23 protein-coding genes and 2 pseudogenes are annotated in these 21,129 nt (G+C 68.4%); 15 read left to right on the top strand and 10 right to left on the bottom strand.

Annotated elements, in window-relative coordinates:
• The first annotated feature begins 373 nt into the window (after positions 1-373).
• From K6K41_RS23330 to K6K41_RS23305, 6 genes are all read left to right on the top strand, one after another.
• Positions 374-1,180, top strand: a complete 807-nt coding sequence (locus tag K6K41_RS23330) for a transporter substrate-binding domain-containing protein (RefSeq protein ID WP_261402476.1) — start codon at positions 374-376, stop codon at positions 1,178-1,180.
• Between the two features lie 171 nt (positions 1,181-1,351).
• Positions 1,352-2,131, top strand: a complete 780-nt coding sequence (locus K6K41_RS23325) for an amino acid ABC transporter permease (RefSeq protein WP_261402475.1) — start codon at positions 1,352-1,354, stop codon at positions 2,129-2,131.
• Positions 2,128-2,301, top strand: a complete 174-nt coding sequence (locus K6K41_RS23320) for a hypothetical protein (protein WP_261402474.1) — start codon at positions 2,128-2,130, stop codon at positions 2,299-2,301. The genes K6K41_RS23325 and K6K41_RS23320 overlap by 4 nt, the downstream gene beginning before the upstream one ends.
• On the top strand, positions 2,301-3,089 hold the full coding sequence (locus tag K6K41_RS23315; RefSeq protein WP_261402473.1) for an amino acid ABC transporter permease: 789 nt from the start codon (positions 2,301-2,303) through the stop codon (positions 3,087-3,089). Before K6K41_RS23320 ends, K6K41_RS23315 begins: the two co-directional genes overlap by 1 nt.
• Before the next feature lie 12 nt (positions 3,090-3,101).
• Positions 3,102-3,875 carry an amino acid ABC transporter ATP-binding protein gene (locus tag K6K41_RS23310; protein WP_315855082.1) on the top strand — a complete coding sequence of 258 codons (774 nt, stop codon included), beginning with the start codon at positions 3,102-3,104 and terminating at the stop codon, positions 3,873-3,875.
• Positions 3,876-4,093: 218 nt separating this feature from the next.
• Complete coding sequence (locus K6K41_RS23305) at positions 4,094-5,377, top strand: hypothetical protein (RefSeq protein WP_261402472.1); 1,284 nt, start codon at positions 4,094-4,096, stop codon at positions 5,375-5,377.
• A 149-nt stretch (positions 5,378-5,526) separates the two neighbouring features.
• On the opposite strand, the gene K6K41_RS23300 is transcribed toward K6K41_RS23305, so the two are convergent.
• From K6K41_RS23300 to K6K41_RS23270, 7 genes are all read right to left on the bottom strand, one after another.
• The gene (locus tag K6K41_RS23300) at positions 5,527-6,129 is read right to left on the bottom strand and encodes a hypothetical protein (RefSeq protein WP_261402471.1); all 603 of its coding nucleotides are present in this window, start codon (positions 6,127-6,129) and stop codon (positions 5,527-5,529) included.
• Positions 6,110-6,688 carry a hypothetical protein gene (locus tag K6K41_RS23295; RefSeq protein ID WP_261402470.1) on the bottom strand — a complete coding sequence of 193 codons (579 nt, stop codon included), beginning with the start codon at positions 6,686-6,688 and terminating at the stop codon, positions 6,110-6,112. Before K6K41_RS23295 ends, K6K41_RS23300 begins: the two co-directional genes overlap by 20 nt.
• The gene (locus tag K6K41_RS23290; RefSeq protein ID WP_261402469.1) at positions 6,685-7,305 is read right to left on the bottom strand and encodes a hypothetical protein; all 621 of its coding nucleotides are present in this window, start codon (positions 7,303-7,305) and stop codon (positions 6,685-6,687) included. The genes K6K41_RS23295 and K6K41_RS23290 overlap by 4 nt, the downstream gene beginning before the upstream one ends.
• Entirely contained in the window at positions 7,302-7,934 is a 633-nt protein-coding gene (locus tag K6K41_RS23285) for a DsbA family protein (protein ID WP_261402468.1), read from the bottom strand. The genes K6K41_RS23290 and K6K41_RS23285 overlap by 4 nt, the downstream gene beginning before the upstream one ends.
• Before the next feature lie 72 nt (positions 7,935-8,006).
• Positions 8,007-8,537, bottom strand: coding sequence for a hypothetical protein (locus K6K41_RS23280; protein ID WP_261402467.1), 531 nt, complete (start codon positions 8,535-8,537; stop codon positions 8,007-8,009).
• A 23-nt stretch (positions 8,538-8,560) separates the two neighbouring features.
• Entirely contained in the window at positions 8,561-9,100 is a 540-nt protein-coding gene (locus K6K41_RS23275) for a TadE/TadG family type IV pilus assembly protein (protein WP_261402466.1), read from the bottom strand.
• A 1-nt stretch (position 9,101) separates the two neighbouring features.
• Positions 9,102-10,427, bottom strand: a complete 1,326-nt coding sequence (locus K6K41_RS23270; RefSeq protein WP_261402465.1) for a TadE/TadG family type IV pilus assembly protein — start codon at positions 10,425-10,427, stop codon at positions 9,102-9,104.
• A 347-nt stretch (positions 10,428-10,774) separates the two neighbouring features.
• Here K6K41_RS23270 and minC point away from each other — a divergent pair, with 347 nt between their 5' ends.
• The 9 genes and pseudogenes from minC (at position 10,775) to K6K41_RS23225 (ending at position 18,350) form a co-directional block, all read left to right on the top strand.
• The gene (gene minC / locus K6K41_RS23265; RefSeq protein WP_261402464.1) at positions 10,775-11,503 is read left to right on the top strand and encodes a septum site-determining protein MinC; all 729 of its coding nucleotides are present in this window, start codon (positions 10,775-10,777) and stop codon (positions 11,501-11,503) included.
• A gap of 35 nt (positions 11,504-11,538) precedes the next feature.
• Positions 11,539-12,357, top strand: coding sequence for a septum site-determining protein MinD (gene minD / locus K6K41_RS23260; RefSeq protein WP_261402463.1), 819 nt, complete (start codon positions 11,539-11,541; stop codon positions 12,355-12,357).
• Positions 12,354-12,626, top strand: coding sequence for a cell division topological specificity factor MinE (minE, locus tag K6K41_RS23255; RefSeq protein WP_261402462.1), 273 nt, complete (start codon positions 12,354-12,356; stop codon positions 12,624-12,626). The genes minD and minE overlap by 4 nt, the downstream gene beginning before the upstream one ends.
• A 148-nt stretch (positions 12,627-12,774) precedes the next feature.
• Entirely contained in the window at positions 12,775-13,905 is a 1,131-nt protein-coding gene (locus K6K41_RS23250) for a sulfotransferase (RefSeq protein WP_261402461.1), read from the top strand.
• 157 nt (positions 13,906-14,062) lie between these two features.
• Positions 14,063-14,800, top strand: a complete 738-nt coding sequence (locus K6K41_RS23245) for a phytochrome family protein (RefSeq protein ID WP_261402460.1) — start codon at positions 14,063-14,065, stop codon at positions 14,798-14,800.
• Positions 14,749-15,138, top strand: a complete 390-nt coding sequence (locus K6K41_RS23240; protein ID WP_261405823.1) for a GAF domain-containing protein — start codon at positions 14,749-14,751, stop codon at positions 15,136-15,138. The genes K6K41_RS23245 and K6K41_RS23240 overlap by 52 nt, the downstream gene beginning before the upstream one ends.
• A pseudogene (locus K6K41_RS23235) lies at positions 15,117-15,473 on the top strand (GAF domain-containing protein); the annotation flags it as partial. The gene K6K41_RS23240 and the pseudogene K6K41_RS23235, both read left to right, overlap by 22 nt.
• A 148-nt stretch (positions 15,474-15,621) precedes the next feature.
• Positions 15,622-16,200: a sensor histidine kinase gene (locus K6K41_RS23230; protein WP_261405822.1), complete on the top strand. Its 579-nt coding sequence runs from the start codon at positions 15,622-15,624 to the stop codon at positions 16,198-16,200.
• Positions 16,201-16,367: 167 nt separating this feature from the next.
• A pseudogene (locus K6K41_RS23225) lies at positions 16,368-18,350 on the top strand (acyl CoA:acetate/3-ketoacid CoA transferase).
• 22 nt (positions 18,351-18,372) lie between these two features.
• Here K6K41_RS23225 and K6K41_RS23220 read toward each other — a convergent pair.
• Genes K6K41_RS23220 through K6K41_RS23210 form a run of 3 tightly spaced genes read right to left on the bottom strand, consistent with a single transcriptional unit; the run spans position 18,373 to position 21,123 of the window.
• Positions 18,373-19,638, bottom strand: coding sequence for an MSMEG_0569 family flavin-dependent oxidoreductase (locus K6K41_RS23220; protein ID WP_261405821.1), 1,266 nt, complete (start codon positions 19,636-19,638; stop codon positions 18,373-18,375).
• A 41-nt stretch (positions 19,639-19,679) separates the two neighbouring features.
• Entirely contained in the window at positions 19,680-19,967 is a 288-nt protein-coding gene (locus K6K41_RS23215) for an MSMEG_0570 family nitrogen starvation response protein (protein ID WP_261402459.1), read from the bottom strand.
• Positions 19,960-21,123, bottom strand: coding sequence for an MSMEG_0565 family glycosyltransferase (locus K6K41_RS23210; RefSeq protein WP_261402458.1), 1,164 nt, complete (start codon positions 21,121-21,123; stop codon positions 19,960-19,962). Before K6K41_RS23210 ends, K6K41_RS23215 begins: the two co-directional genes overlap by 8 nt.
• Positions 21,124-21,129: the final 6 nt, after the last annotated feature.

The following is a 21,129-nucleotide window of genomic DNA, read 5'->3' as shown; positions in this document are numbered from 1 at the left end:
CACATGTCGACGTGGTCGTCATTGAGCGCAGTCGCGGCGGCGACGGATCGCACGCGAAGCGTGCTGGCCTACGGCGCGCTCGCCCTTGGGGTCGCAGGGACCGCCTCGATCGTGCCGCTCGTGATCTGGGCGCTCGCGCTTCGCGGGTTCCATTGACGGTCGGGCCGCACGCCCTCTTTTTCCAGTCCGCCGCGCCCTGCGGCGCTTTTTTCACCACCCCTCGACGTGCCTTTAGGCGCCGCACAGAAAATCGGCGGCCTCGCTTGACGTCGCGGTCCGTTTGGTGCGGCATTGCGTCCAAGACGACGGGACGCTGCGGCAGTCCGCGGCGGGGGGCCCTCGTCCCGACCGATCGCAAAGGACTGAGAAGCATATGAAAAAAATCCTCGCCGCATCCGTTGCTGTGTTCGCCCTCGGCTCCGTCGCCCCCGCTTCCGCGGATGTCCTTGCGGACATCAAATCGCGCGGCACGCTGATCGTCGGCGTCAAGGCCGACTACAAGCCGTTCGGCTTCCGCGATCCTTCGGGCCAGATCGTCGGCATCGAGCCCGACCTCGCCGCCGACCTCGCCAAGCGCCTCGGCGTGAAGCTCGAGCTCGTGCCGGTCGTGGCGTCGAACCGCATCGAGTTCGTCAACCAGGGCAAGATCGACCTCGTCATGGCGACGATGTCGGACAAGCCGGAGCGCCGGAAGTCGGTGCTCGCCATCGACCCGCAGTACTATTCCGACGCGGTCAACGTGCTGATGACCCAGAAGGCCAAGTACACCAAGTGGGAAGACCTGAAGGGCAAGACGCTCTGCGCGACCTCGGGCTCGTTCTACAACAAGGAAGTCGAGTCGAAGTACGGCGTCACCATCAAGGCGTTCGACGGCTCGGAGAAGCCGCTGTTCGCGCTGAAGCAGGGCGAGTGCATCGGCTACCTCTACGACCAGACCTTCGTGCAGGGCAAACTGCTCGATGACGAGTGGAAGTCCGGCTACTACAAGCCGCTCCCCGGCATCCTCGAGACGCCCTGGATCATGGGCGCCAAGACCGGCGAAGAGGCGTTCGGCAAGTTCCTCTCCGACACGACCAAGGACTGGTTCAAGCAGGGCACGGTCATCGAGCTCGAGAAGAAGTGGGGCATCGAGTCGACCGACTACTCCAAGCGCATGCACGAGCAGGCCAAGGGCAGCTGAGTTCGGCGAGCGGGCCGGCCGGAGCGATCCGGCCGGCCCCGCCTCTTTCGGCGCCGCCGCAGGCGCCGTTCCTATCCACAAGATTGGGCGCAATCGAACGGGGGCCGGGCAGGCAGATGAGTTCGTATCAATCGTCAGGACAGGCGGCCCGCGGCCGCGGGGGGCGCGCGCATGGCGTGTGACGTCGCTTCCGTCGACGCCATCCAGTCGGTCGGCTGCTGGATCCTCGACAACACTGGCGTCAACCTCACCATCCTGCACGACGAGTTCGACCGGAACCGGTTCATCTCCGGCATCGGCATGACGATCTATCTCAGCGTCGTCAGCCTGTTCTTCAGCCTCATCATCGGCGTCGTGGGCGCCTGGGCGCAGGGCTCGGACTTCCGGGTGGTCCGCTGGCTGATCAACGGCTTCATCGTGTTGTTCCGCAACACGCCGCCGCTGGTGCAGATCTTCTTCTTCTACTTCGGCATCTCGAACCTGCTGCCCTACATCGAGGACGCCGACGGCATGCGCGCGCCGCTGCTGACGAACGTGCAGTGGGCGATCTTCTCGCTGTCGCTGTTCGCCGGCGCGTTCAACATCGAGATCTTCCGATCCGGCATCGAGGCCGTGCCGAACTCCACCAAGGAGGCGGCCGCCGCGCTCGGCTACACGCGGCTCGGCACCTACATCCACATCGTGCTGCCGCTTGCGATCCGGGTCTGTCTGCCGGCGCTCAACAACAACCTCGTGAACCTGCTCAAGACCACCTCGCTCGCCTATGCGATCGCGGTGCCGGAGCTGCTCTACGCCTCGAAGAACATCTGGACCGACGCGCAGAACGTGCCGACCATGATGGTGGTGCTGCTGCTCACCTATGTGGCGCTCGTCGGCGTGCTGGTGTGGGCGATGAACGCCTGGGAGCGCTCGATGGCGGTTCCCGGCTACGGCCAGGGAGGCGGCCGATGAGCAGCCCGATGTTCGCTCGCGACGTCCCCTTCTCGGCCGCGCCCGCCTATGACCGGCCGGCGTCCGAAAAGCCCATGGCGGTCCTGCTCGAGCCGAAGCCCCGCGCTCCGCTCGAGTTCCCGAAGCTTCCGGCGCTGCCGAGGCTTCCGAAGCTCTCGACGACGCACTGATGATCGCCTTCGCGATCCTGATGGTGGCGCAGGTCGCGAACGGCCAGGCGCCGGCCGGCGACGCGCCCGCCGCGCCCGTCTCGGAGGCCACCACCACGGCCCCCGCGACGCCGCTGACGGTCGTGCTCAAATGGGCCCCGCTGCTGCTCAAGGGCTTCATCTTCAACATCGTCATCTCGGTCGCTTCGATGGCGCTCGGGACTATCACCGGCCTCCTGCTCGGCCTCGGCCAGATCAGCCAGAGAAAGTGGGTCGCGAAGCTCAGCTGGTTCTTCACGCAGTTCTTCCGCAACTCGCCCTGGCTGGTGCTGCTGTTCTTCGCGATGTTCATGATCCCGTTCCAGATCACGATCGGAAGCGTCACCATCCCGCTGCCCGACTGGTTCAAGGCGATCATCGGCTTCTCGCTGCCGGTCATGGCGAATGTCTCCGAGCTCCTGCGCGGCGCCATCCGTTCGCTGCCGAGCGGCCAGTGGGAGGCGGCGGAGAGCCTCGCCTTCACCCGCACCCAGACGATCTGGAAGATCATCCTGCCGCAGTGCGTGAAGCGCATGCTGCCGCCGTGGATGAACCTCTACTCGCTCATCACCATGGCGACGGTGCTGGCCTCGATCGTCGGCGTCGGCGAGATGCTGACGCTCACCGCCCAGGTCCACGCGGCCGAAGGCGGCCGGCCGGAGCTGTTCGCGCCCCTCTACGGCTTCGCGGGCCTCTGCTTCTTCGCCTATTGCTGGCCGATCTCGAAACTCACGCAGCGGCTTGAGCGCCGCTTCAACGTCAAGACGTAAGGAGTCCCGCTCATGGCCGCGCCGCAAGCCACCTCCGCCCCCGCCTGGACCCCCGACCAGCCCATCATCCGGGTCAAGGACGTGCACAAATCCTTCGGCTCCTTCCAGGTGCTGAAGGGCATGTCCATGGACGTGAAGAAGGGCGAGGCGATCTGCATCATCGGGCCCTCGGGCTCGGGCAAATCGACCCTCATCCGCTGCATGAACGCGCTCGTCGACATCACGGAGGGCTCGATCACCGTCGAGAACCAGGAGGTCAACGACCCCAACCTCGACAAGCTGAAGCTGCGCCGCAAGGTCGGCATGGTGTTCCAGCAATACAACCTGTTCCCGCACAAGACCGCGCTGCAGAACGTCATGATGGCCCCCATCAACGTGCTGAAGCAGGACAAGAAGGAAGTCGAGGAGCGCGCCCACGCTCTGCTCAAGAAGGTCCGCCTGACGGGCAAGGAGAACAACTATCCGGGCGAGCTCTCCGGCGGCCAGCAGCAGCGCGTCGCCATCGCCCGCTCGCTCGCGATGCGGCCCGACATCATGCTGTTCGACGAGGTGACCGCCGCGCTCGACCCGGAGACGGTGAAGGAGGTGCTCGTCACCATCCGCGAGCTCGCGGAAGAGGGCATGACCTGCCTTCTGGTGACCCACGAGATGAAGTTCGCGCGCGACGTCGCCGACCACATCTACTTCACCGACAAGGGGGTGATCGTCGAGCACGCCCCGCCGGAGGAGTTCTTCGACAACCCGAAGGACGAGCGCACACGGACGTTCCTCGGGCAGATTCTGTAATCGAAACGCGCGCGCCTTCTGAAACTAAGGCGCGACGCCTGCCGATCTCCTCTCCCCTTGTGGGAGAGGCTTGAGGGCGAGGGGTGAACCTCCGCGGCGTCGCATCGCGCGCCGCCGCCCCCTTCATCCGACCAGCGTTTCGTGCTGGCCGCCGTCTCCCGCAAGGGGAGAGGGGAGAACTCGACGCCGCAGCCGCCACAGCGTTAAGTGGTCGCGCGATGACCGACCTCGCCGCCGCCTCCCCCTCCGCCGGAACGCCCGCTCCGATCGCGCTCGTCGCGCTGACCGGCCGGCTCGTCTGGTCTTACGGGCCGCAGCTCGCCGTCGTCGCGACGCTTGGGCTCATCGCCCGCGAACTGCTGATCGAGGCGTCGGTCGCGCTCGGTTTCCTCAACCGGCTCGCGGGGCTGACCGCCCTCACCCTTGTGGTGCTGGCGCATCTCGTGATGGTGGTGGCGCTCTACGAGACGGCGCGCCCCGGCCTGCCCTCGCTCGAAGCCGCCCGGACGAGCGGCGCGGAGCCCCTCCCCGATGCGCAGCCGCGACGGCGGCGCGGCGAGACCGCCCGGCGCTACGCCTCCGCGGTGACGCTCACCCTTGCGCCGTTCTTCGCCATCTACGCCGCCTGGGGGTTCCTGGCCGACGCCGTCCGCGACTACTCCAAGCACGCGCTGGCGCTGACGCCCTTCGGCGAGAGCGGAAACATTCTGGACGTCTCCGGCGGCGCGTGGCTTGCGGCCTCGGTCGCGCTCGCCTGGGCCATAAGGCGTTTCGCCAAGCACATGCGGGCGAAGACAGGCACGGCCGCCTGGGACTGGCTGATCGTCACCTGCGAGGCGCTCTGGGCCTTCATCGGCCTGTTCGTCATCTCGAACTGGAAGAACGAGATCCTCGCCGCGCTCGCGATCGTCCCCGAGACGATCGGAGCCCTCATCGGCGTGGCGAAGGCCGCCGGCGTCCCGCCGCCGATCGAGCAGACGCCGCCTGCGCTCGGCGACGCGCTCGCCGGCGTGTTCTTCTATGCGCTCTATCCGCTCGTCCAGCTCACCATCGCGGCGCTGATCTATGGCTACGACGTCCATGGCGTGGACGAGCCGGCGGCAGGCCGCGGCGCGCAGGCGCTGGCGCGCTGGCGGTCGTCGCCCAAGGCCGCACGCGATTTCGTGGGTCATTTCGTCGACGGGCTGCTGAAGCGCTACCGCGCCATCGCGAACGGCGTGCGGCTCACGCTCACGAGCGGCGTCGCGCTGATCGCGACCGCCGTCGTGCTGTTCCGCCTCATCGACTGGCTCTCCGCCTGGGCATGGAGCGGCGCGGCGCTCGTCATCGGCCCGCACGAGCTTCGTGAATGGCAAGCGCTGTCGAACGGGATTTCGCTGCTGTTCGGGACGCCCTCGGCGCCTGGCGACGGGGTTCTGGTCACCCCGCTAAAGATCTGCCTGCTGGCCGCGACGATCGAGATCGCCTTCTCGCGCGGCGCGAGGTTTCGGAAGCGGGGGTGAGCGCGCCGCCCGTCTTCCTTCCCTCCTTGCAGGAGAAGGCGGCCTCGGCCAAGCCGAGGACGGATGGGGGGTGCGGGCGGCGCCCTTCACGGACAAGGCGGCGGTTCAGCCCTCACCCTACCCTCTCCGCACGGGGAGAGGGACGCCCCTCATCGCCGCTCCGCCGCGCCTTCGAAGCGCAACGCCTCGGGCCGCGCGGAGCCGACAGAGAAGGACGGCTTGAGGCTCGCAAGCGCATCGCGCGGGACCAGAAACGCCTCTTGCACCAAGAGCCTCGTTCCCGCGGGCTTCGGCGCGAGCGCGGCGCCGGAACAGCCCTTGGTCTCCTGCGCGTCCGGAACGATCGCCTTCTCGACGTCGCGCGTCAGCGTCAGGAACAGCGGCTTCCAGCGCCGCCCCCTGTCGTCCAACACCGTCAGCGCGCAGGCGAGCCATTCGAGCTCGCCGACGTCGCGCTCGGCGACCGCCTCCAGCCGCACCAACGCGAGGGCGCGGTCCGGCGGCATCTTGAGCCGGGGGTCGCCGCGCTCGCCGGTCACGATCTTGAACGCGTCCAGCCGGAAGCGCGCGCCGGCGTAGGGCGCGGCGGCGCCCGCCGGCACGGCGACGGGCGAGAGCTCCCCGGCCCACAGGAGATCCTTCACGTCGCGCCAGCTCGCGATCGCGAAGGCGGCCGGCAGCAGCACGGCGAGCGCCAGAAGGCTCCAGAGCCGCGGGCGCCCCCGCGGAGCCTCAACCGTGGAGGTCGCCATCGTCGAGATCCAGTTCGTCCTCGATCCGCATGGCCCCCTCGCCCGTCGCCGCGAACGAGAGCTGCGTGTCGAGCCGAGGGTCCGAAGTCAGCGACAGCTTCAGCCGCGCGCCGGCCGCCTCGTCGGCCGGGATCTCGAACACGATCAGCCCGCGCCGCGAGAGCCCCGGCTGCAGCGGCTTGCCGATGACGAGAGCTTTCGCCTTGTCCACCCGCACATCCGCCGAATAGCTGCGCCCGCTCGGGCCGGCCCAGATCGCGCCCATCACCGTCGCGGTCTCGGTCGTGGCCCAGAGTTCCGCCGGAACCACCACCCAGACGCCCTCGGTGTCCCGCACCACGGATTTCGCGATCATCTTCGCCCGCACGCGTCTGGCGAAGCGCGGCGCGCCTATCCTGGCGCCGAACGCCCTGCCCTCGGCGCGCTCGCCGATCATCGCCGACTGCTCGATCGGTCCGGTGAGCGTCGCATAGCCCGGCGTCGTGAAGCGCATCGCCGCGAGCGCGGCGGCGGCGACCGCCACGACGGCGAGGCTCTTGAGCGCCCCCCGCAGCGTCATGGCCGTCCCCCGGCCCCGAGCGGCAGCGTCGCGGTCGCGACCTCGCGCGCGTTGCTCCAGATCGGCGCGCCGTAGAGGTTGTCGCGCGGCTTGAAGGTGAGGCCCGTCAGCGTCACCGCGAGGTTTTCCGGCGTCGTGGCGCCTGCAGGCCAGACCCACACCGCCGAGACGCGCTCGACGAGCCGCGGCTGGAGAGCCCGCAGCGTCTCCCGGTCGCGCGCGAGATAGAAGGTGGGACGCGGCTCGAGTCCCGCGGGCGCGTTGTTCAGGCGGATCACGTCCGAATAGAGGTTCGAGCTCTCGGCCGTGCGGTTCTCGAGCGACATGTCGACCACGAGCGCCTGCCCGCCGCCGCGAACCGGACGGCCGTCCGGCGTCTCGGACGACAGCCGCGCGCCGATGAGCCGCACGGTCCACCGCCCGGCCTCGACCGGCTGGCCGAGCTCGATCGTCGGAACGTCGGGCTGCTGGCGCTTGTCCCAGATGGCGAGCCCGAGCGAGAGGCCGGCCGCGGCGAGCCCGCCGACGCCCGCCAGCAGCTTCGCCCGAACCCTCTGGGCGCGGCTCGGCTCCGGAGGGGGCGTCACGCCCTCCCCGCCCGGCGCGGACGAGGTCACAGCGTGCGCTTGGCCGCGCGTTCGCGTGCCTGCGCCACGGCTTCCTTGAACTCGGCGTAGTCCAGCGAGGCCGCCACTTTCAGCGGGCCGATGAGGTAGACCGGCGTGCCCTGGAACAGCATGCCGCGCGCCTGCGCGTCGTTGCGCTTCAGCAGCGCGACGATCTCCTTGTCCTTCGCCGCCGCGTCGGTCTTGAGCCGCGCCATGTCGACGCCTGCGGCCGCCACCGCCGCCTCCATCCGGTCGGTGGAGACCGAGCCGCCCTTCAGCGTCATCAGCGCCTTGTGGGCGGCCTCATAGCGGCCCTGATACTTGGCGGCGAGCGCGAGCTTAGCCCCGAAGACCGAGCTTTCGGCGAGGATCGGCCAGTCCTTGTAGACCAGCCGGATCTTGCCGTCGTCCTTCACCAGCTTCTCAAGCGCCGACGCGGACTTTTTGCAGAAACCGCAATTGTAATCGACATAGGCCACGATCGTGACGTCGCCGTCCGCCGATCCGCCGACCGGCGCCGCGGGATCGGCCGTGATCATCTCGCGGGAGACGTCGGAGGGGCCCGCGATCGCCTGCGGCCCCGCAAGCGCGAAGGTCAGCGCCAGCGCCGCCGCGCGTCCGAATCGCCAAGGTCCCATCGCGCGGTTCTCCTTCCGGCTTGCGCGCCCATGATAGCGGGCTCGCCCGGCCGGCGCGACAGCCGCCCGCGCTTACTCGACCTTGAGAACCTGCGAGACGTTGCGCGGCCGCGCGAAGGAGACGTTCTCATGCGTGGCCTGGGCGAGGCCCGCGAGGCCGAACAGCGGCCTGTAGGGCGTCGAGGTCTCGACCATCAGGATCGACTCGCCAATCCCCGCAAGCGGCGTCGAGACCAGCGCGCTGTCGATCAGCGTGCGCTTGGCGTAGGGCGCGGTGGCGTAGGACCAGTTGACCACGAACAGCGGCCCGATCTTGGTTGCGCTCGTCACCCGGAACCCGATGGTGCGCGCGTTCGAGGTCGCGATGCGTTCGGCGAGCGTCTTGACCAGCGCGAGATAGCTGTCGCTGACGCTGTTTTGCCGCGCGATGATGTCGGCCGCCACATAGGTCGCGCGCTTGCTGCGGTAGTCCTCGCGGCCCATGACGAAATAGGTCGCGGCGCCGAGCACCACGACGATCAGGATCGGCACCACGACGCTGAACTCGATCGCGGCCACGCCGTTCTCGTCGGCTGCGAACCGCCGGCCGATCGCGCGCCGCATGCGCCCTATGAGGCTCGCCCGGCTCATGGCTCGTTCATGAATCCGCTGGTCGCGACCACGTCAAAGCCGCCGGAGGCGTTGCGCGGCAGGCCGAGGCCGGTTCCGAGAAACGGCATCAGCGGATCGACGTTGAGGCACGCGCGCGCCAGCACCATCTCGGAGCGCGCGCCGCTGTTGTAGGTGACCGTCGGCTTCGGCGCGGTCCGCGACACGCAGGTCACCCCCGTGCTCGGGAAGCTCGACGCCGCCTTGATCACCGTCATCTCGACGGTGAGCCGGGCCGCGCAGCCGGTCGAAAACAGCAGCATCCCGCCGCAGACCGCGTCCTTGAACTGGTCCTGCACGACAGCCGACACGCCGCCCTGCACGCGCACGGTCCTCACCGCCTTGTCGACCGAGCGGTCGAGCAGCATCGACTGCAGCATCAGCCCGCCGACGTCGAAGGTGCCGAGCACCAGCGCCAGGAACAGCGGCCCGACCATGCCGAATTCGATCGCGGCGACGCCGTCGCGTCCGCGGGCGAAGCGGCGCGCCGTCGGGAGAAGAGCGAAGCGGGCCGCCATGTCAGTTGGTCAGCCGCAGCGGCGAGATGCTGCGGGCGACGTCCTGGAAGATGCGGCTGATGTCGCTCGTCTTGGCCTCGTAGAACTTGTCGGGGCTCGACGCGCAGGCCTTGAGCTTGGAGAGGAAGTTCGGGTCTGACCCGTTCACCTCGAAGCCGATGGTGTAGACCACCACGCCATGGGCCTTGGCGGCGGCGCAGGCCGCGCTCATGTTCGACAGGTTCGTCGAGGCCGAGAGGATCTGCTTGTTGGAGTCCGGGCTCTTCGTGACCGGCTGCTCGTTGACGTATTCGCCGGACTTCGGCCGGAACTGACCGACGACCTCGCCGTCGGTCATGAGCACGATCACCTTCAGCGTCTTGTCCGAATAGGCGGCCGGCCGGTTCGCGAATTGCGCAGGGGCCAGCGAGACGCCCGCGAGCTTGGCCTTGAGCAGGATGGAGCGGAAGCCGGGGTCCAGCAGATGGAGCCCCCACTTCATCGCGATGTGCGTCGCCGTGCCGTCGAACATATGGTACTCGTCGATCTTCGCCTGAAGCGCGGCGGCGTCGTTCGACACGTATGAGATCGAGGTCTCTTCGGTCGGGCAGTTCCACGGGTCGAAGCCCGTGTTGGTGCCCACCACCCAGGTGCTGAACTGCGGAACCTGATCCTGGGTCGGGAAGTCCGGAATGGATTCCGTGTAGGTCGGCTCGAGCACCGAGAAGCACGACGACTTGTCATGCTTGCGCGCGGACGCGCCCGCAAAGGCGTTGTAAGCCGCATGGCCGACGTTCACCTGACCGGCGAACGGGATCAGGTTGATGGACGTGTAGTCCTTGGTCTTGGGCGTCAGAAGCTGGGCGATGAAGTTCTTGGCCGCCGGGCGCATGGCGTTGATGCGGGCGCCGCGCATCGATCCCGAGAGATCGAGCACGAACGAAATCTCGATGTCCTTGAACGCCTCTTCGGCCGCGCCCGCGGCCTTCACCGACATGGTGGGGATGCGCGCGACACCGAGAAAGCTGGTCTTGATGTCGAGCGCGACCGAGCCGGTCACGGCGCGGGAGGAGACCGTCTTGGTCTCGCTGACGGTCAGCCGGTAGTCCTTGAAGCCGGCCGCGTCGAGATAGGAGCGGACCGTCGGCTCGGCGGCGTTTGGCTGCAGCAGCGCGGAGGCCGCGATCAAACCGGAGTCGAGGGCGTCCTGAAGCCTAACCCGCTGACGCTCGTGCATCATGAGGTCGACCCCGCCGCCAGCGATGAGAATCAACGGCAGACTTAGCAACGCCGTCATGACGGACACATTGCCGGATTCGGTCGCGCGGAAGCGGCGGAAACGGAACATTGCGGTGGGCCGAGAAGCGAGGAGACGCCGCAATCAGATATGTCAGACAGTGACTAATATTCACTTACCTCCTTACGGTTGCGCGCGCGCACGCATCCGCTGAAGCCCCGGAAGGCTTTCAACCGAAGATCTGGGAGCCGCTCCAGCCGACGCCGGAACCGCCGATCGTCCGCTCGTCGCCCCTGCGAGGACGACCGCGGCGGGCGTCGCGCAAACGTCGCAATCCGCCTGCGCGGACGCCGGAGCCCGGCAAAATCTGCCGCCCTTTAACGCCTCGTTAACCACGCCGGCGCGACTGTCGGGTCAACGCTTCCTTAACCACCCGAGTCGCCCCGGAAACGCCGCCTGTGTCGCCAGCCGCCCTCCAGATCGTCCCGAAAGTCGCCGAGGCCGAAGCCGAGGCGCCCGCCAAGCGCAAGCCCGTCCGGTTCCGCGGGCGCTCCTTCATGGCGCTCGTGCTCTCGCCCGAGCAGCCGGTCGTCGAATGGCTGGCCGAACTCGACGAACTGACCGCGCGCTCGCCGGGCTTTTTCGGCGGCCGTCCCGTCATTCTGGACGTCTCGGCCCTCAAGCTGTCGCCCCGCACGCTCGCGGCGTTTCTCGGCGACCTCGAACAGCGCGGCGTGAAGCTGATCGGCGTCGAAGGCTGCGACCCGAAGTTCCTCGACGGCCCCAACGCCAAGCTCGCGATGCCGATCGGCGGCCGCGCGGCCGGCGAGATCGCCGCTCCCGAGGCGCAGGCCGCGAACGCGACCTCGCTCGTGATCGACCATACGGTGCGGTCCGGCCAGGCGGTGTCGTTCCAGGGCGACGTGACGATCTGCGGGTCGGTGGCGTCCGGAGCCGAAATCGTGGCCGGCGGCTCGATCCACGTCTATGGCGCGCTGCGCGGCCGGGCGATCGCCGGCTCGGCCGGCAACCCGAAGGCGCGCATCTTCTGCAGCCGCCTCGACGCCGAGCTGCTCGCGATCGACGGCGTCTACATGACGACCGACGAGCTGGATCCCGCGCTGCGCGGCAAGCCCGCCCGCGCCTTCATCGAACATGAGACGCTGAAGGTTTCGGCGCTCGACTGACTTCGTGACGATGCTTCTTTCAAGGAGACACTTAAATGGCTGAGGTTCTGGTCGTCACGTCGGGCAAGGGGGGCGTGGGCAAGACCACGTCGACGGCCGCCCTCGGAGCGGCGCTTGCGCAGACCGGGCAGAGCGTGTGCGTGGTCGACTTCGACGTCGGCCTGCGCAACCTCGACCTGGTCATGGGCGCCGAGCGTCGGGTGGTCTACGACCTCATCAACGTCGTCCAGGGCGACGCCAACCTCAACCAGGCGCTGATCCGCGACAAGCGCATCGACACGCTCTCGCTGCTGCCGGCGAGCCAGACGCGCGACAAGGACGCGCTGACCGCCGAAGGCGTCGAGCGCGTGATCAACGAGCTCAAGGGCCGCTTCGACTGGATCATCTGCGACAGCCCCGCCGGCATCGAGCGCGGCGCCTATTTCGCGATGCGCCACGCCGATCTCGCGGTGATCGTGACGAACCCGGAAGTCTCCTCGGTGCGCGACAGCGACCGCATCATCGGCCTGCTGGACAGCAAGACCGAAAAGGCCGAGCGCGGCGAGACGATGGAGAAGCTCCTGCTTCTCACCCGCTACGATCCCGTGCGCGCCGAGCGCGGCGACATGCTGAAGGTCGACGACGTCCTCGAGATCCTCTCGATCGGCCTGCTCGGCATCATCCCGGAGAGCCCGGAAGTGCTGAAGGCCTCGAACCTTGGGTCGCCGGTCACGCTCGCGAACCCGATCTCGGCGCCGGCCCGCGCCTACGCCGACGCCGCGCGGCGTCTTCGCGGCGAGACCATCCAGATGACCGTGCCGAGCGACCGCAAGGGTTTCTTCGGCAACCTCTTCGGCCGGAGGGCCGCGGCATGAGCGTTCTGAGGTTCTTCACGCGTCGCTCCTCCGCGCCTGCGGCTCGGGAGCGCCTCCAGCTGCTCCTGGCCCATGAGCGCGCAGTGTTCGGCCGCACGGACCTCGTCGCCCTGCTGCAGGACGAGATCCTCGCCGTCATCGCCAAGCATGTCGCGATCGATCCGGAGAAGGTCCGGGTGAAGCTTGACAGGCAGGACACGCTGGCCACGCTCGAGGTCGACATCGAGATCCGCACCCCCGCCGCCGGAGCGCTCAAGCTCGCGGGATGACGCCCGCGTTCTGACAGCTTCCAGACAGATATCGGCCGCGCCTTTTCTAGGGCGCGGCCGTATTTTTTTGGCGCGCCAAAGCATGCGCTTCCTTGTCGAAGACGAACCGCATATGGTCGCGCCGCAACAAGGAGACCGCCTGCGCCCGATGACCCGAGCCTCGAAGACCGCCAAATCCGCATCCGGATCCATCGACGCCGTTCCCGCAAAGCCGAAGCAGCCGAGAGCCAAGACGCCCGTCGCAGCGGCTGTCGCCGAGACCGCCATCGAGGCGACGGCGAAGGCGGCCGCGAAATCGGCGGCCAAGACCGCTTCGAAGAAAACAGAGAAGGTCTCCGCGAAAAAGGACGACGTCGCCAAAGCCGCCAAGAAGGACAAGGCCGGCAAAGCGCCGAAGGTCGCCAAGTCCTCCAAGCGCAGCGAGCTCGGCCCCGACTTCATCTGCGTTGGCCTGCAGAAGGGCGGCACGCAGTGGCTCTACGACCAGTTGCAGAACCACGACGACTTCTGGATGCCTCCCTACAAGGAGATCCACTATTTCGATCGCCGGTTCCCGGACAACAACATCGGCCGCGCGGCTCGGAACTACGCCGAGTCGCCCGAACGCGTGACGGCCAAGCGCGACAAGCGCGGCGACGCGCCGATCGACGAGCGCGGGGCCGCCTTCTACGCCAAGGTGCTTGAGCACGACGCGCGCCAGGGCGACATCGGCGCCTATGGCCGCCTGTTCGCCATGAAGGGCGAGAAGGTCACGGGCGACGTGACGCCGGCCTATTGCTCGCTCGACGAGAAGACGATCCGCAAGCTCGCGGCGGAATTTCCGCACATGCGCATCTGCCTGATGCTGCGCGAGCCGGTCTCGCGCCTCTGGTCGCAGTGGCGCATGCACAACGCCAGCAAGCGCCGGCCGCATCGCGCCGAGAAGCGGCTCAAGACCTTCAAGAAGTTCATCGTCGAGCCTGAGGTTCTGGCCCGCTCGTTCCCGAGCGAGATCGCGAAGCGCTGGCAGGCCGCCTTCGGCGACCGGTTCCGCTACTTCTTCCTCGACGACGTCGCGTCGCGGCCGACGAGGTGCGCGCCGAGATCATCTCGTTCCTCGGCGGCGACCCGGAGAGTCCTCGAACTTCAATCCGGATTTCAATCGCAAGGCGAAGTCGCGGCCGTCGAAGCGCTCGAAGAAGGTCCAGAAGCTGATGCAGGAGCTGTTCGAGACCGAGCGCGCGAAATGCCCAAGGCGTTCGGCGGCGCGGCCGAGAAATGGCCCGACCTGCCCTACTGATCGGCCAGTGCGCGCCCCGGTCGAAATCCGTTGGATCTCGACCGGGCGGAAACAGCCGGACTTCGGCGCCAGGACACGTCAAAACAGTTTTTCATCACGCGCTGACCATGCCATAGCTGCCTAGGGCTTCGGATCGTTTCCCTAGGATTATCTGCGCGTGGACACTCTTGACCTGACCGCGTGCGATCGCGAGCCGATCCATGCGCCGGGAGCCATTCAGCCCCATGGCCTGCTGCTCGTCGCCGATCCTTCGAGCCTCAAGCTTCTCGGCGTCGCCGGCGACGTCGAGAGCAAGCTCGGCCTGTCCGACTGGTCCGGCCAGCCTCTTCAGGACGTGATCGGGTCCGATTTCGCGCTCCGCGCCAAGTCCGCGCCGGCGAACCGGCCGGCGATCTATCTCGGCAAGTTCCGCACGAGCGACGGCGAGGCCTTCGACGCCAGCGCCCATCGCGCCGAATGCGGCGTGATCGTCGAGCTCGAACCCGCAGAGCACGGCTCGCGGCCGGGCGGCGTGCTGCTCGGAGAGATCGAGGCGACGGCCGCCGCGCTCGAACGCGCCGCGAGCATCGACGAGCTCTGCGCGATCGCCGCCAAGGAGTTCCGGCGCATCACCGGCTACGACCGGATCATGATCTATCGCTTCCTCGACGACGATTCCGGCCAGGTGCTGGGCGAGGATCGCGATCCGTCGATGCGCGCCTTCATGCACCACCGCTTTCCCGCGACCGACATCCCCAAGCAGGCCCGCGCCCTCTACCTGCGCAATCTCGTCCGCGTCATTCCCGACGTCGGCTACGCGCCTGCGCCGCTGCGCTTCGCCGACGGGCCGCTCCGGAGGTCGACATTTCGGACGCGGCGCTGCGCAGCGTCTCGCCCATCCATGTGCAGTATCTGAAGAACATGGGCGTCGGCGCGTCCGCCTCGGTCTCGATCGTCAAGGACGGCGTGCTGTGGGGGCTCGCGGCCTGCCACAACTCGACGCCGAAGCCGATCGGCTTCGACCAGCGCGCGGCGGCCCGCGCCGTCGCCGGAGCGTTCGGCCGCCAGATCCGCGTCAAGGACGACACCGACGCCTTCCGCGAGCGCGTGAGGCTGCGCAGCTATCAGGACGACCTCGTCGCGCTGCTGTCGCGCGAGGGCACGCTCGAAGAGGCGATCTCGAACCATGTGGACGAGATCCGCCGGCGCTCGGCGGCGACGGCGTCGCGATCTTGCGCGGGCGCGATCTGCTGACGAGCGGCCGCTGCCCGGCCGAACGCGAGATCCGGGCGCTCGCCCAATGGTCGCTCAGCCGCGGCGCCGAGCAGGTGTTCTCGACCGACCGACTGGTCGAGATCTATCCCACCGCCGCGACCTTCGAGGGCGTCGGCGCCGGGCTGCTCGCCGTGACGCTGTCGGTCAGCGACCCTTGGGTGGTGCTGTGGTTCCGCGCCGAGGAGATCGAAGTCGTCGAATGGGCGGGCAATCCGCACAAGGAGGACCCGTCCGATCCGCAGGCGATCCTCACCCCCCGCTCCTCCTTCGAGGTGTGGCGGGAGACCGTGCGCGGGCGGTCGCGGCGCTGGACGCCGGCCGAAGTCGAGGCCGCGGGCCGGCTTCGTTCGGCCGTCATCGAGGTCTGGCAGAGCCGCGGGCTGATGGAGATCAACCGCCGCCTCGCCGCCCATCGAGGAGAAGGACCTTCTCATCCAGCAGAAGGAGTTCCTGATCGGCGAGGTGAACCACCGCGTCCAGAACAGCCTTCAGCTGGTCTCGAGCTTCCTCGCCTTGCAGGGGCGCTCGTCCAACCAGCCCGGGCTCGCGCCCGCGCTCGAGGAGGCCCGCCGCCGCCTGACCGCCGTCGCGCTGGTGCATCGCCGGCTCTACCGCTCCGACCAGGTCGAGACCGTCGACGTCTCGCGCTACGTCGACGAGCTCGTGGCCGACGTCGTGTCGTCGCTCGGCGAAAACTGGCGCGACAAGCTCACCCTCGATCTCGCGCCCATCCTGCTGGCGACCGACCGCGCCATCAGCCTCGGCCTCGTGCTCACCGAACTCATGATCAACGCCACCAAATACGCCTATGGCGGCGAAGCCGGTCCGCTTCTGGTGACGGTGATGGAGGATCGCGCCAGCTTCCGCCTCGTCGTCGCCGACAAGGGCGTCGGCGCGCCGGACCTCACCCGTCGCGGATTCGGCTCGCGGATGATGGACGCGCTCGTCAAGCAGATCGGCGGCGAGATGATCCGCGAGGACAACCGCCCCGGCCTCAAGGTCACGCTGACCGCCCCGCTCGTCGCGCCGAAGGGCGGCTGATCCGGCAGGCGAGCACGCCGGAGCCACACTACTACCTATGGCTAGGACATAGTGCTGCATTGCAGCTCCTCTTTCTGCCCCCTAGGCTCTCGTTCAATTGTTCTGAAGACCACCGCCGCCCTTCGCCGGGCCGAGACGGGCGACAGCGGGAGGACGTCATGGCGATCATGAAGAAGAACAAGGTGGTCACCGCCGAGAGGCGCTGGCGCTCGTCAATGACGGCGACGTCGTCACCACCACTGGCTTCGTCCAGAGCTGCATCCCCGAGGCTGCACGCCGCGCTCGAGAAGCGCTACGTCGAGACCGGCTCCCCGAAGAAACCTGACGCTCGTGATGACCGCCGGCGCCGGCGACTCCAAGGGCCTCGGCACGGGCGGCTGCACCATGAGGGGCTGCTGAGCCCGTCATCGCCGCCAATTTCGGGCGCATGCCGAAGGTCGCCGAGGCCGCCAAGCAGACAGGATCCGCGGCTACAACCTGCCCCAGGGCGTCATCAGCCAGCTCTACCGCGCCTGCGCGGCCGGCAGCCGGGCCTGTTCTCCAAGGTCGGCCTCCACACCTATGTGGATCCGCGCCACGGCGGCGGCCGCGTCAACCAGCTCACCTCCGAGGACATCGTGAAGGTGGTCGAAGTCGATGGCGAGGAGTGGCTGTTCTACAAGGCGACCAAGATCGACGTCGCGTTCATCCGCGGCACCTCGGCCGACCCCTCGGGCAACATCTCGATGGAGAACGAGGCGCTCACCCTCGACAGCCTCGCCCAGGCGATGGCCGCGCGAAACAATGGCGGCGTCGTGATCGCGCAGGTCGAGCGCATCGTCGACGACGGCTTCCTGCTGCCCAAGGACGTGCGCGTCCCCGGCATCCTGGTCGACTGCGTGGTGGTGGCCGACAGCGAGCACCACCGCATGAACTACGGCGTGCAGTATTCCGCCGCGCTCGCCGGCCAGATCCGCGTGCCGGTGACCGGCATCGCCCGCATGAAGCTCGACGCGCGGAAGATCATCGCGCGCCGCGCCGCCTTCGAGCTGCCGCCGAACGGCGTCGTGAACCTCGGCGTCGGCGCGCCGGAGGGCATTTCCTCGGTCGCCAACGAAGAGAAGGTCACGCCCTACATCACGCTGACCACCGAGGCCGGCGCAGTCGGCGGCGTGCTGGCGTCGGGCTCGAGCTTCGGCGCGGCCACTAACGCCGATTGCATCATCGACCAGAACCAGATGTTCGACTTCTACGACGGCGGCGGCCTCGACATGACCTGCCTCGGCATGGCCGAGTGCGACGAGGCCGGCAACGTCAACACCTCCGCGTTCGGCGGCAAGCTGAACGGCTGCGGCGGCTTCATCAACATCAGCCAGAACGCCCGCTCGGTCGTCTTCGCCGGCACCTTCACGGTCGGCGGCCTCGACGTGAAGGTCGAGAAGGGCGAGCTGAAGATCGTCCAGGAAGGCAGGTCGAAGAAGTTCATCCGGCAGGTCGAACAGAACACCTTCTCGGGGCCCTTCGCGCAGGAGCGCGCGCAGCCGGTGATCTACGTCACCGAGCGCTGCGTGTTCCAGCTCACCAAGGAAGGCCTCGAGCTCATCGAGGTCGCGCCGGGCGTCGACATCGAGCGGGACATCCTGCCCCACATGGAGTTCCGGCCGATCATCAAGCAGCCGGTCCTCATGGACACCCGCATCTTCCGCGACGAGCCGATGGAGCTGGTCAAGGACCTCCTGAACCTCAATCTCTGCGAGCGCGTGAGCTACGACGCGCCGCGCAACATCCTGTTCCTCAACCTCGAAGGCTTCGTGGTCCGCACGAAGGCTGACATCGACGACCTGCGCGAAGCGATCATCGAGGGCTGCAAGGAGGCGGGCAAGCGCGTGAACTCGGTGGTGAACCACGACGGGTTCAAGATCTCGGAAGCGCTCTATGACGACTACGCCGAGATGATCGAGTACTTGATGGAGCACTATTACGCGACAACCACGCGCTACGCGACCAACGGGTTCCTGCGCCTGAAGATGCAGGAGGCGCTGAAGAAGCGAGGCCTCGCGCCGCACGTGTTCGAGCGCCGAGAGGACGCGCACGCCTTCGCGACCAAGGCCGCGCAGATCAACGCCGCCTTCGGCGAGGACCCGGAGGATTCGGTCGCGAGCGCCGCCTGACGGCGCTCCGACCGGCGGCCGATCATTCGGCCGCCTGGATGGCCGGCGCGGCGCCCTCCAGCCGGGCCGCGATCGTCGAGACCACGTGCTCGGCGTCGTCGCCGACGGCGCCGAAGCGGCCAGAGCCCCAAGTGTTGAGCCAGGGCAGGCCGATGAAGGAGACGCCGCGGCACTCCGTGATCCCGCGCCGATGCGCCGGGCGGCCCGCGCCGTTGAACACCGGCGCGTCGAGCCAGCGGAAGTTCGGCGTGAAGCCGATGCACCAGACGATCGCCGAAATTCCGGAGCCGTCGAGCGGCAGCGCGGTCCGTTCGGCGTCCGGCCGCCAGACCGGCTCGTAGACGCTCGGCGGCGGCGCCTCGACGCCGGCCTGCGCGATGTGCTTATCGATCGCGGCGTTGATGCCGTTGTAGGTGCGGTCGGCGAAGTCGAGGCTCTCGGCGAGGTTGGGGCGGAAGCGCAGCTCGCCGTCGCGGAAGTCGTCGAGCACGCCGTAGAGCTCCATGCCCTCGCGCGCGAAGCGGCGGAGGTCGATGTCGCGCCCGCCGTCGCGGCCGGTGACGTAGTGGTTGGTGTTGTCGCGCACGCCCTCGCGAAGCGGGTGGCTGTCGACGGTCATCTCGTAATAGCCCATGTCGGCGAGCCAGGTGACGACGTCGCGGCCGCGATAGAACCTCGCGCAGCGCGGCGCGGGGCCGACGGCGAGATGCACCTTGCGTCCGGCGAGATGCAGGTCTTCGGCGATCTGCGCGCCCGACTGCCCGGAGCCGACGACCAGCACCGCCCCCTCGGGCAGCGCCTCGGGCCGCCGATACTGTTCGGAGTGCATCTGCACGATCATCTCCGGCAGGCGTTCGGCCATGCGCGGGATGATCGGGTCGCTGTAGCCGCCGGTCGCGACCACGATCTCGTCGCAGGTGACGTCGCCCTCGGAGGTCTTGACCTCGAAGACGCCGTCGCCGCGGCGGAACGCGCGCTCGACCGAGACGCCCTCGCGGATCGGCGGCGCGACCTTGGCGACGAAGCCCTTCACATAGGCGACGATCTCGTCCTTCTTCATGAAGCCGTCGGGATCGGGCCCGTCATAGGGGTGGCCGGGAAGCCGGCACTGCCAGTTGGGAGTGACGAGGCAGAACGTGTCCCAGCGGGTCGTCTCCCAGACATGGGCCGCGGTGCGCCGCTCGAACACCAGATGCTCGATCCCGCGGCTCTTCAGCCAGTAGCTGGTCGAAAGCCCGGCCTGCCCGCCGCCGACGACGACGACCGGGACATGCGGAACGCTCGTCATGGATCCGTTCATGGGCGCGCTCATGGGTCCGTCCTTTCGCGTCAATCTTCGAAGCCGAGCACGGCGACCCGCGCTCCGGCGTCGGCGTAGAACCGCTCGGCGGTCGTCTCGATGCGGTCGCGCTGGGCCAGCGCGAGGCCGCAGGGCCGCCCGTAGATCGCCCGCACCCGCTCGCTCGCGATGTTGAGCGCCGTGCGGCTCCGCGCGGCGAAGTCGGCGACCGGATAGCTTTCGCCGACCACGAGATGCTCCTTCACGACGAGCGAGGGCGAATAGCAGCGCTCCTCGGCCCCGTCCGGCCAGCGGATGTGGAAGCGCATCTCAGGCATAGGCGTGCTCCGCAAGACGCGCGTAGACCGGCAGATGAGCCTTGGCCACGCGCTCCCAGCCATGGCGGGCGGCGGCTTCCAGTCCCTTGCGGGACAGCTGTTCGGACAGGCCGCCAAGCGCGGCCATCAACGCGTTGGCGATCGACCCCTCGCTCAGCGGGTCGCACCAGGCGACGTCGCTCGCGCTCAGATATTCGGTGAAGGGTTCGATCGACGAAACGACCACGGGCGTCCCGCTCGCCATCGCCTCGAGCGCGACGAGGCCGAAGCCTTCGCTGACCGACGGGAAGGCGAGCACGTCGGCGAGACGATAGAGCGCCGGCATGTCGGCGTCCGGCAGCGGCCCGGCGACCACGACCGCGTCCGACGGCAGGCGGCTCTCGGCGAGGGTCTCGCGGAACCTCGCCCGATAGGCCCCGTGGTCGAGCAACGACGCGCCGCCCGCGACGACGAGCTGGGCGCCCGGGACCAGCCGGCGCAGCTGCACGAAGGCGGCGAGCAGCCGCACCGTGTTCTTGCGCTCCTCCACGCCGCCGACCGCAAGGATCACGGGCCCGCCGCCCAGACCGAGCCGGGTGGCGAGCGCCCGCTCGCCGCCGCTCGGCTCGGGCGAGTAGCGCGCGAGATCGACGCCGTTGCCCACCACAGTGGCCTCGACGCCCTCGCGCGCCAGCAGCTCGCGTCGCCACAGCCGGCTCACCGCGAAATGCGCGTCCGCCCGCATGATGGCGCGGCGCTGCCAGGCGATGAGGCGCGGATCGCGAAAGGCGTCGACGTGATGGACGGTGCGCGCGAAGCGGCGGATCGCGCCGGCTTCTTTGAGGCTCGCCAGCGCGTTGCCCGAAAGGCCGTCCTGCGCATGGAAGATGTCGAAGCGCGCGATGCGGGCGGCGTCGAAATGGGCCGCATAGTCGCCGATGCGCGCCTCGACCAACGCGCTCGTTCCGCCCTCCGGCGCGGGGACCGCGGCGAAGGCCTGCGTCTCGACGGAGGCGCTGCGGAAGAAGCCGATCGCGGCCGGGTCCGGCGCGTGGACCACGAGCTCATGCCCAAGGCCCGCCAGCGCCTCCGCGAGCGCGAGAGCATGCGCCACCCCGCCGCGCGGATTGACCGAGTGGCAGCAGATCGCGATGCGCAGGCTCCCCGTCCGCGTCATCGCGAG

Origin of the sequence: Chenggangzhangella methanolivorans (assembly GCF_019797865.1) — a bacterium.
GTDB lineage: Bacteria > Pseudomonadota > Alphaproteobacteria > Rhizobiales > Methylopilaceae > Methylopila > Methylopila methanolivorans.
This window is presented reverse-complemented; position numbering and strand designations above follow the sequence as displayed.

Coding starts and splice junctions, on each gene's coding strand:
- K6K41_RS23300 (WP_261402471.1), bottom strand. CDS start 6,129: ATGGCGACCTCCACGGTTGAGGCTCCGCGGGGGCGCCCGCGGCTCTGG.
- K6K41_RS23315 (WP_261402473.1), top strand. CDS start 2,301: ATGATCGCCTTCGCGATCCTGATGGTGGCGCAGGTCGCGAACGGCCAG.
- K6K41_RS23325 (WP_261402475.1), top strand. CDS start 1,352: ATGGCGTGTGACGTCGCTTCCGTCGACGCCATCCAGTCGGTCGGCTGC.
- K6K41_RS23215 (WP_261402459.1), bottom strand. CDS start 19,967: ATGCCTGAGATGCGCTTCCACATCCGCTGGCCGGACGGGGCCGAGGAG.
- minE (WP_261402462.1), top strand. CDS start 12,354: ATGAGCGTTCTGAGGTTCTTCACGCGTCGCTCCTCCGCGCCTGCGGCT.
- K6K41_RS23250 (WP_261402461.1), top strand. CDS start 12,775: ATGACCCGAGCCTCGAAGACCGCCAAATCCGCATCCGGATCCATCGAC.
- K6K41_RS23305 (WP_261402472.1), top strand. CDS start 4,094: ATGACCGACCTCGCCGCCGCCTCCCCCTCCGCCGGAACGCCCGCTCCG.
- K6K41_RS23275 (WP_261402466.1), bottom strand. CDS start 9,100: ATGGCGGCCCGCTTCGCTCTTCTCCCGACGGCGCGCCGCTTCGCCCGC.
- K6K41_RS23295 (WP_261402470.1), bottom strand. CDS start 6,688: ATGACGCTGCGGGGGGCGCTCAAGAGCCTCGCCGTCGTGGCGGTCGCC.
- K6K41_RS23310 (WP_315855082.1), top strand. CDS start 3,102: ATGGCCGCGCCGCAAGCCACCTCCGCCCCCGCCTGGACCCCCGACCAG.
- K6K41_RS23320 (WP_261402474.1), top strand. CDS start 2,128: ATGAGCAGCCCGATGTTCGCTCGCGACGTCCCCTTCTCGGCCGCGCCC.
- K6K41_RS23285 (WP_261402468.1), bottom strand. CDS start 7,934: ATGGGACCTTGGCGATTCGGACGCGCGGCGGCGCTGGCGCTGACCTTC.
- K6K41_RS23210 (WP_261402458.1), bottom strand. CDS start 21,123: ATGACGCGGACGGGGAGCCTGCGCATCGCGATCTGCTGCCACTCGGTC.
- K6K41_RS23280 (WP_261402467.1), bottom strand. CDS start 8,537: ATGCGGCGCGCGATCGGCCGGCGGTTCGCAGCCGACGAGAACGGCGTG.
- minD (WP_261402463.1), top strand. CDS start 11,539: ATGGCTGAGGTTCTGGTCGTCACGTCGGGCAAGGGGGGCGTGGGCAAG.
- K6K41_RS23270 (WP_261402465.1), bottom strand. CDS start 10,427: ATGTTCCGTTTCCGCCGCTTCCGCGCGACCGAATCCGGCAATGTGTCC.
- K6K41_RS23330 (WP_261402476.1), top strand. CDS start 374: ATGAAAAAAATCCTCGCCGCATCCGTTGCTGTGTTCGCCCTCGGCTCC.
- K6K41_RS23220 (WP_261405821.1), bottom strand. CDS start 19,638: ATGACGAGCGTTCCGCATGTCCCGGTCGTCGTCGTCGGCGGCGGGCAG.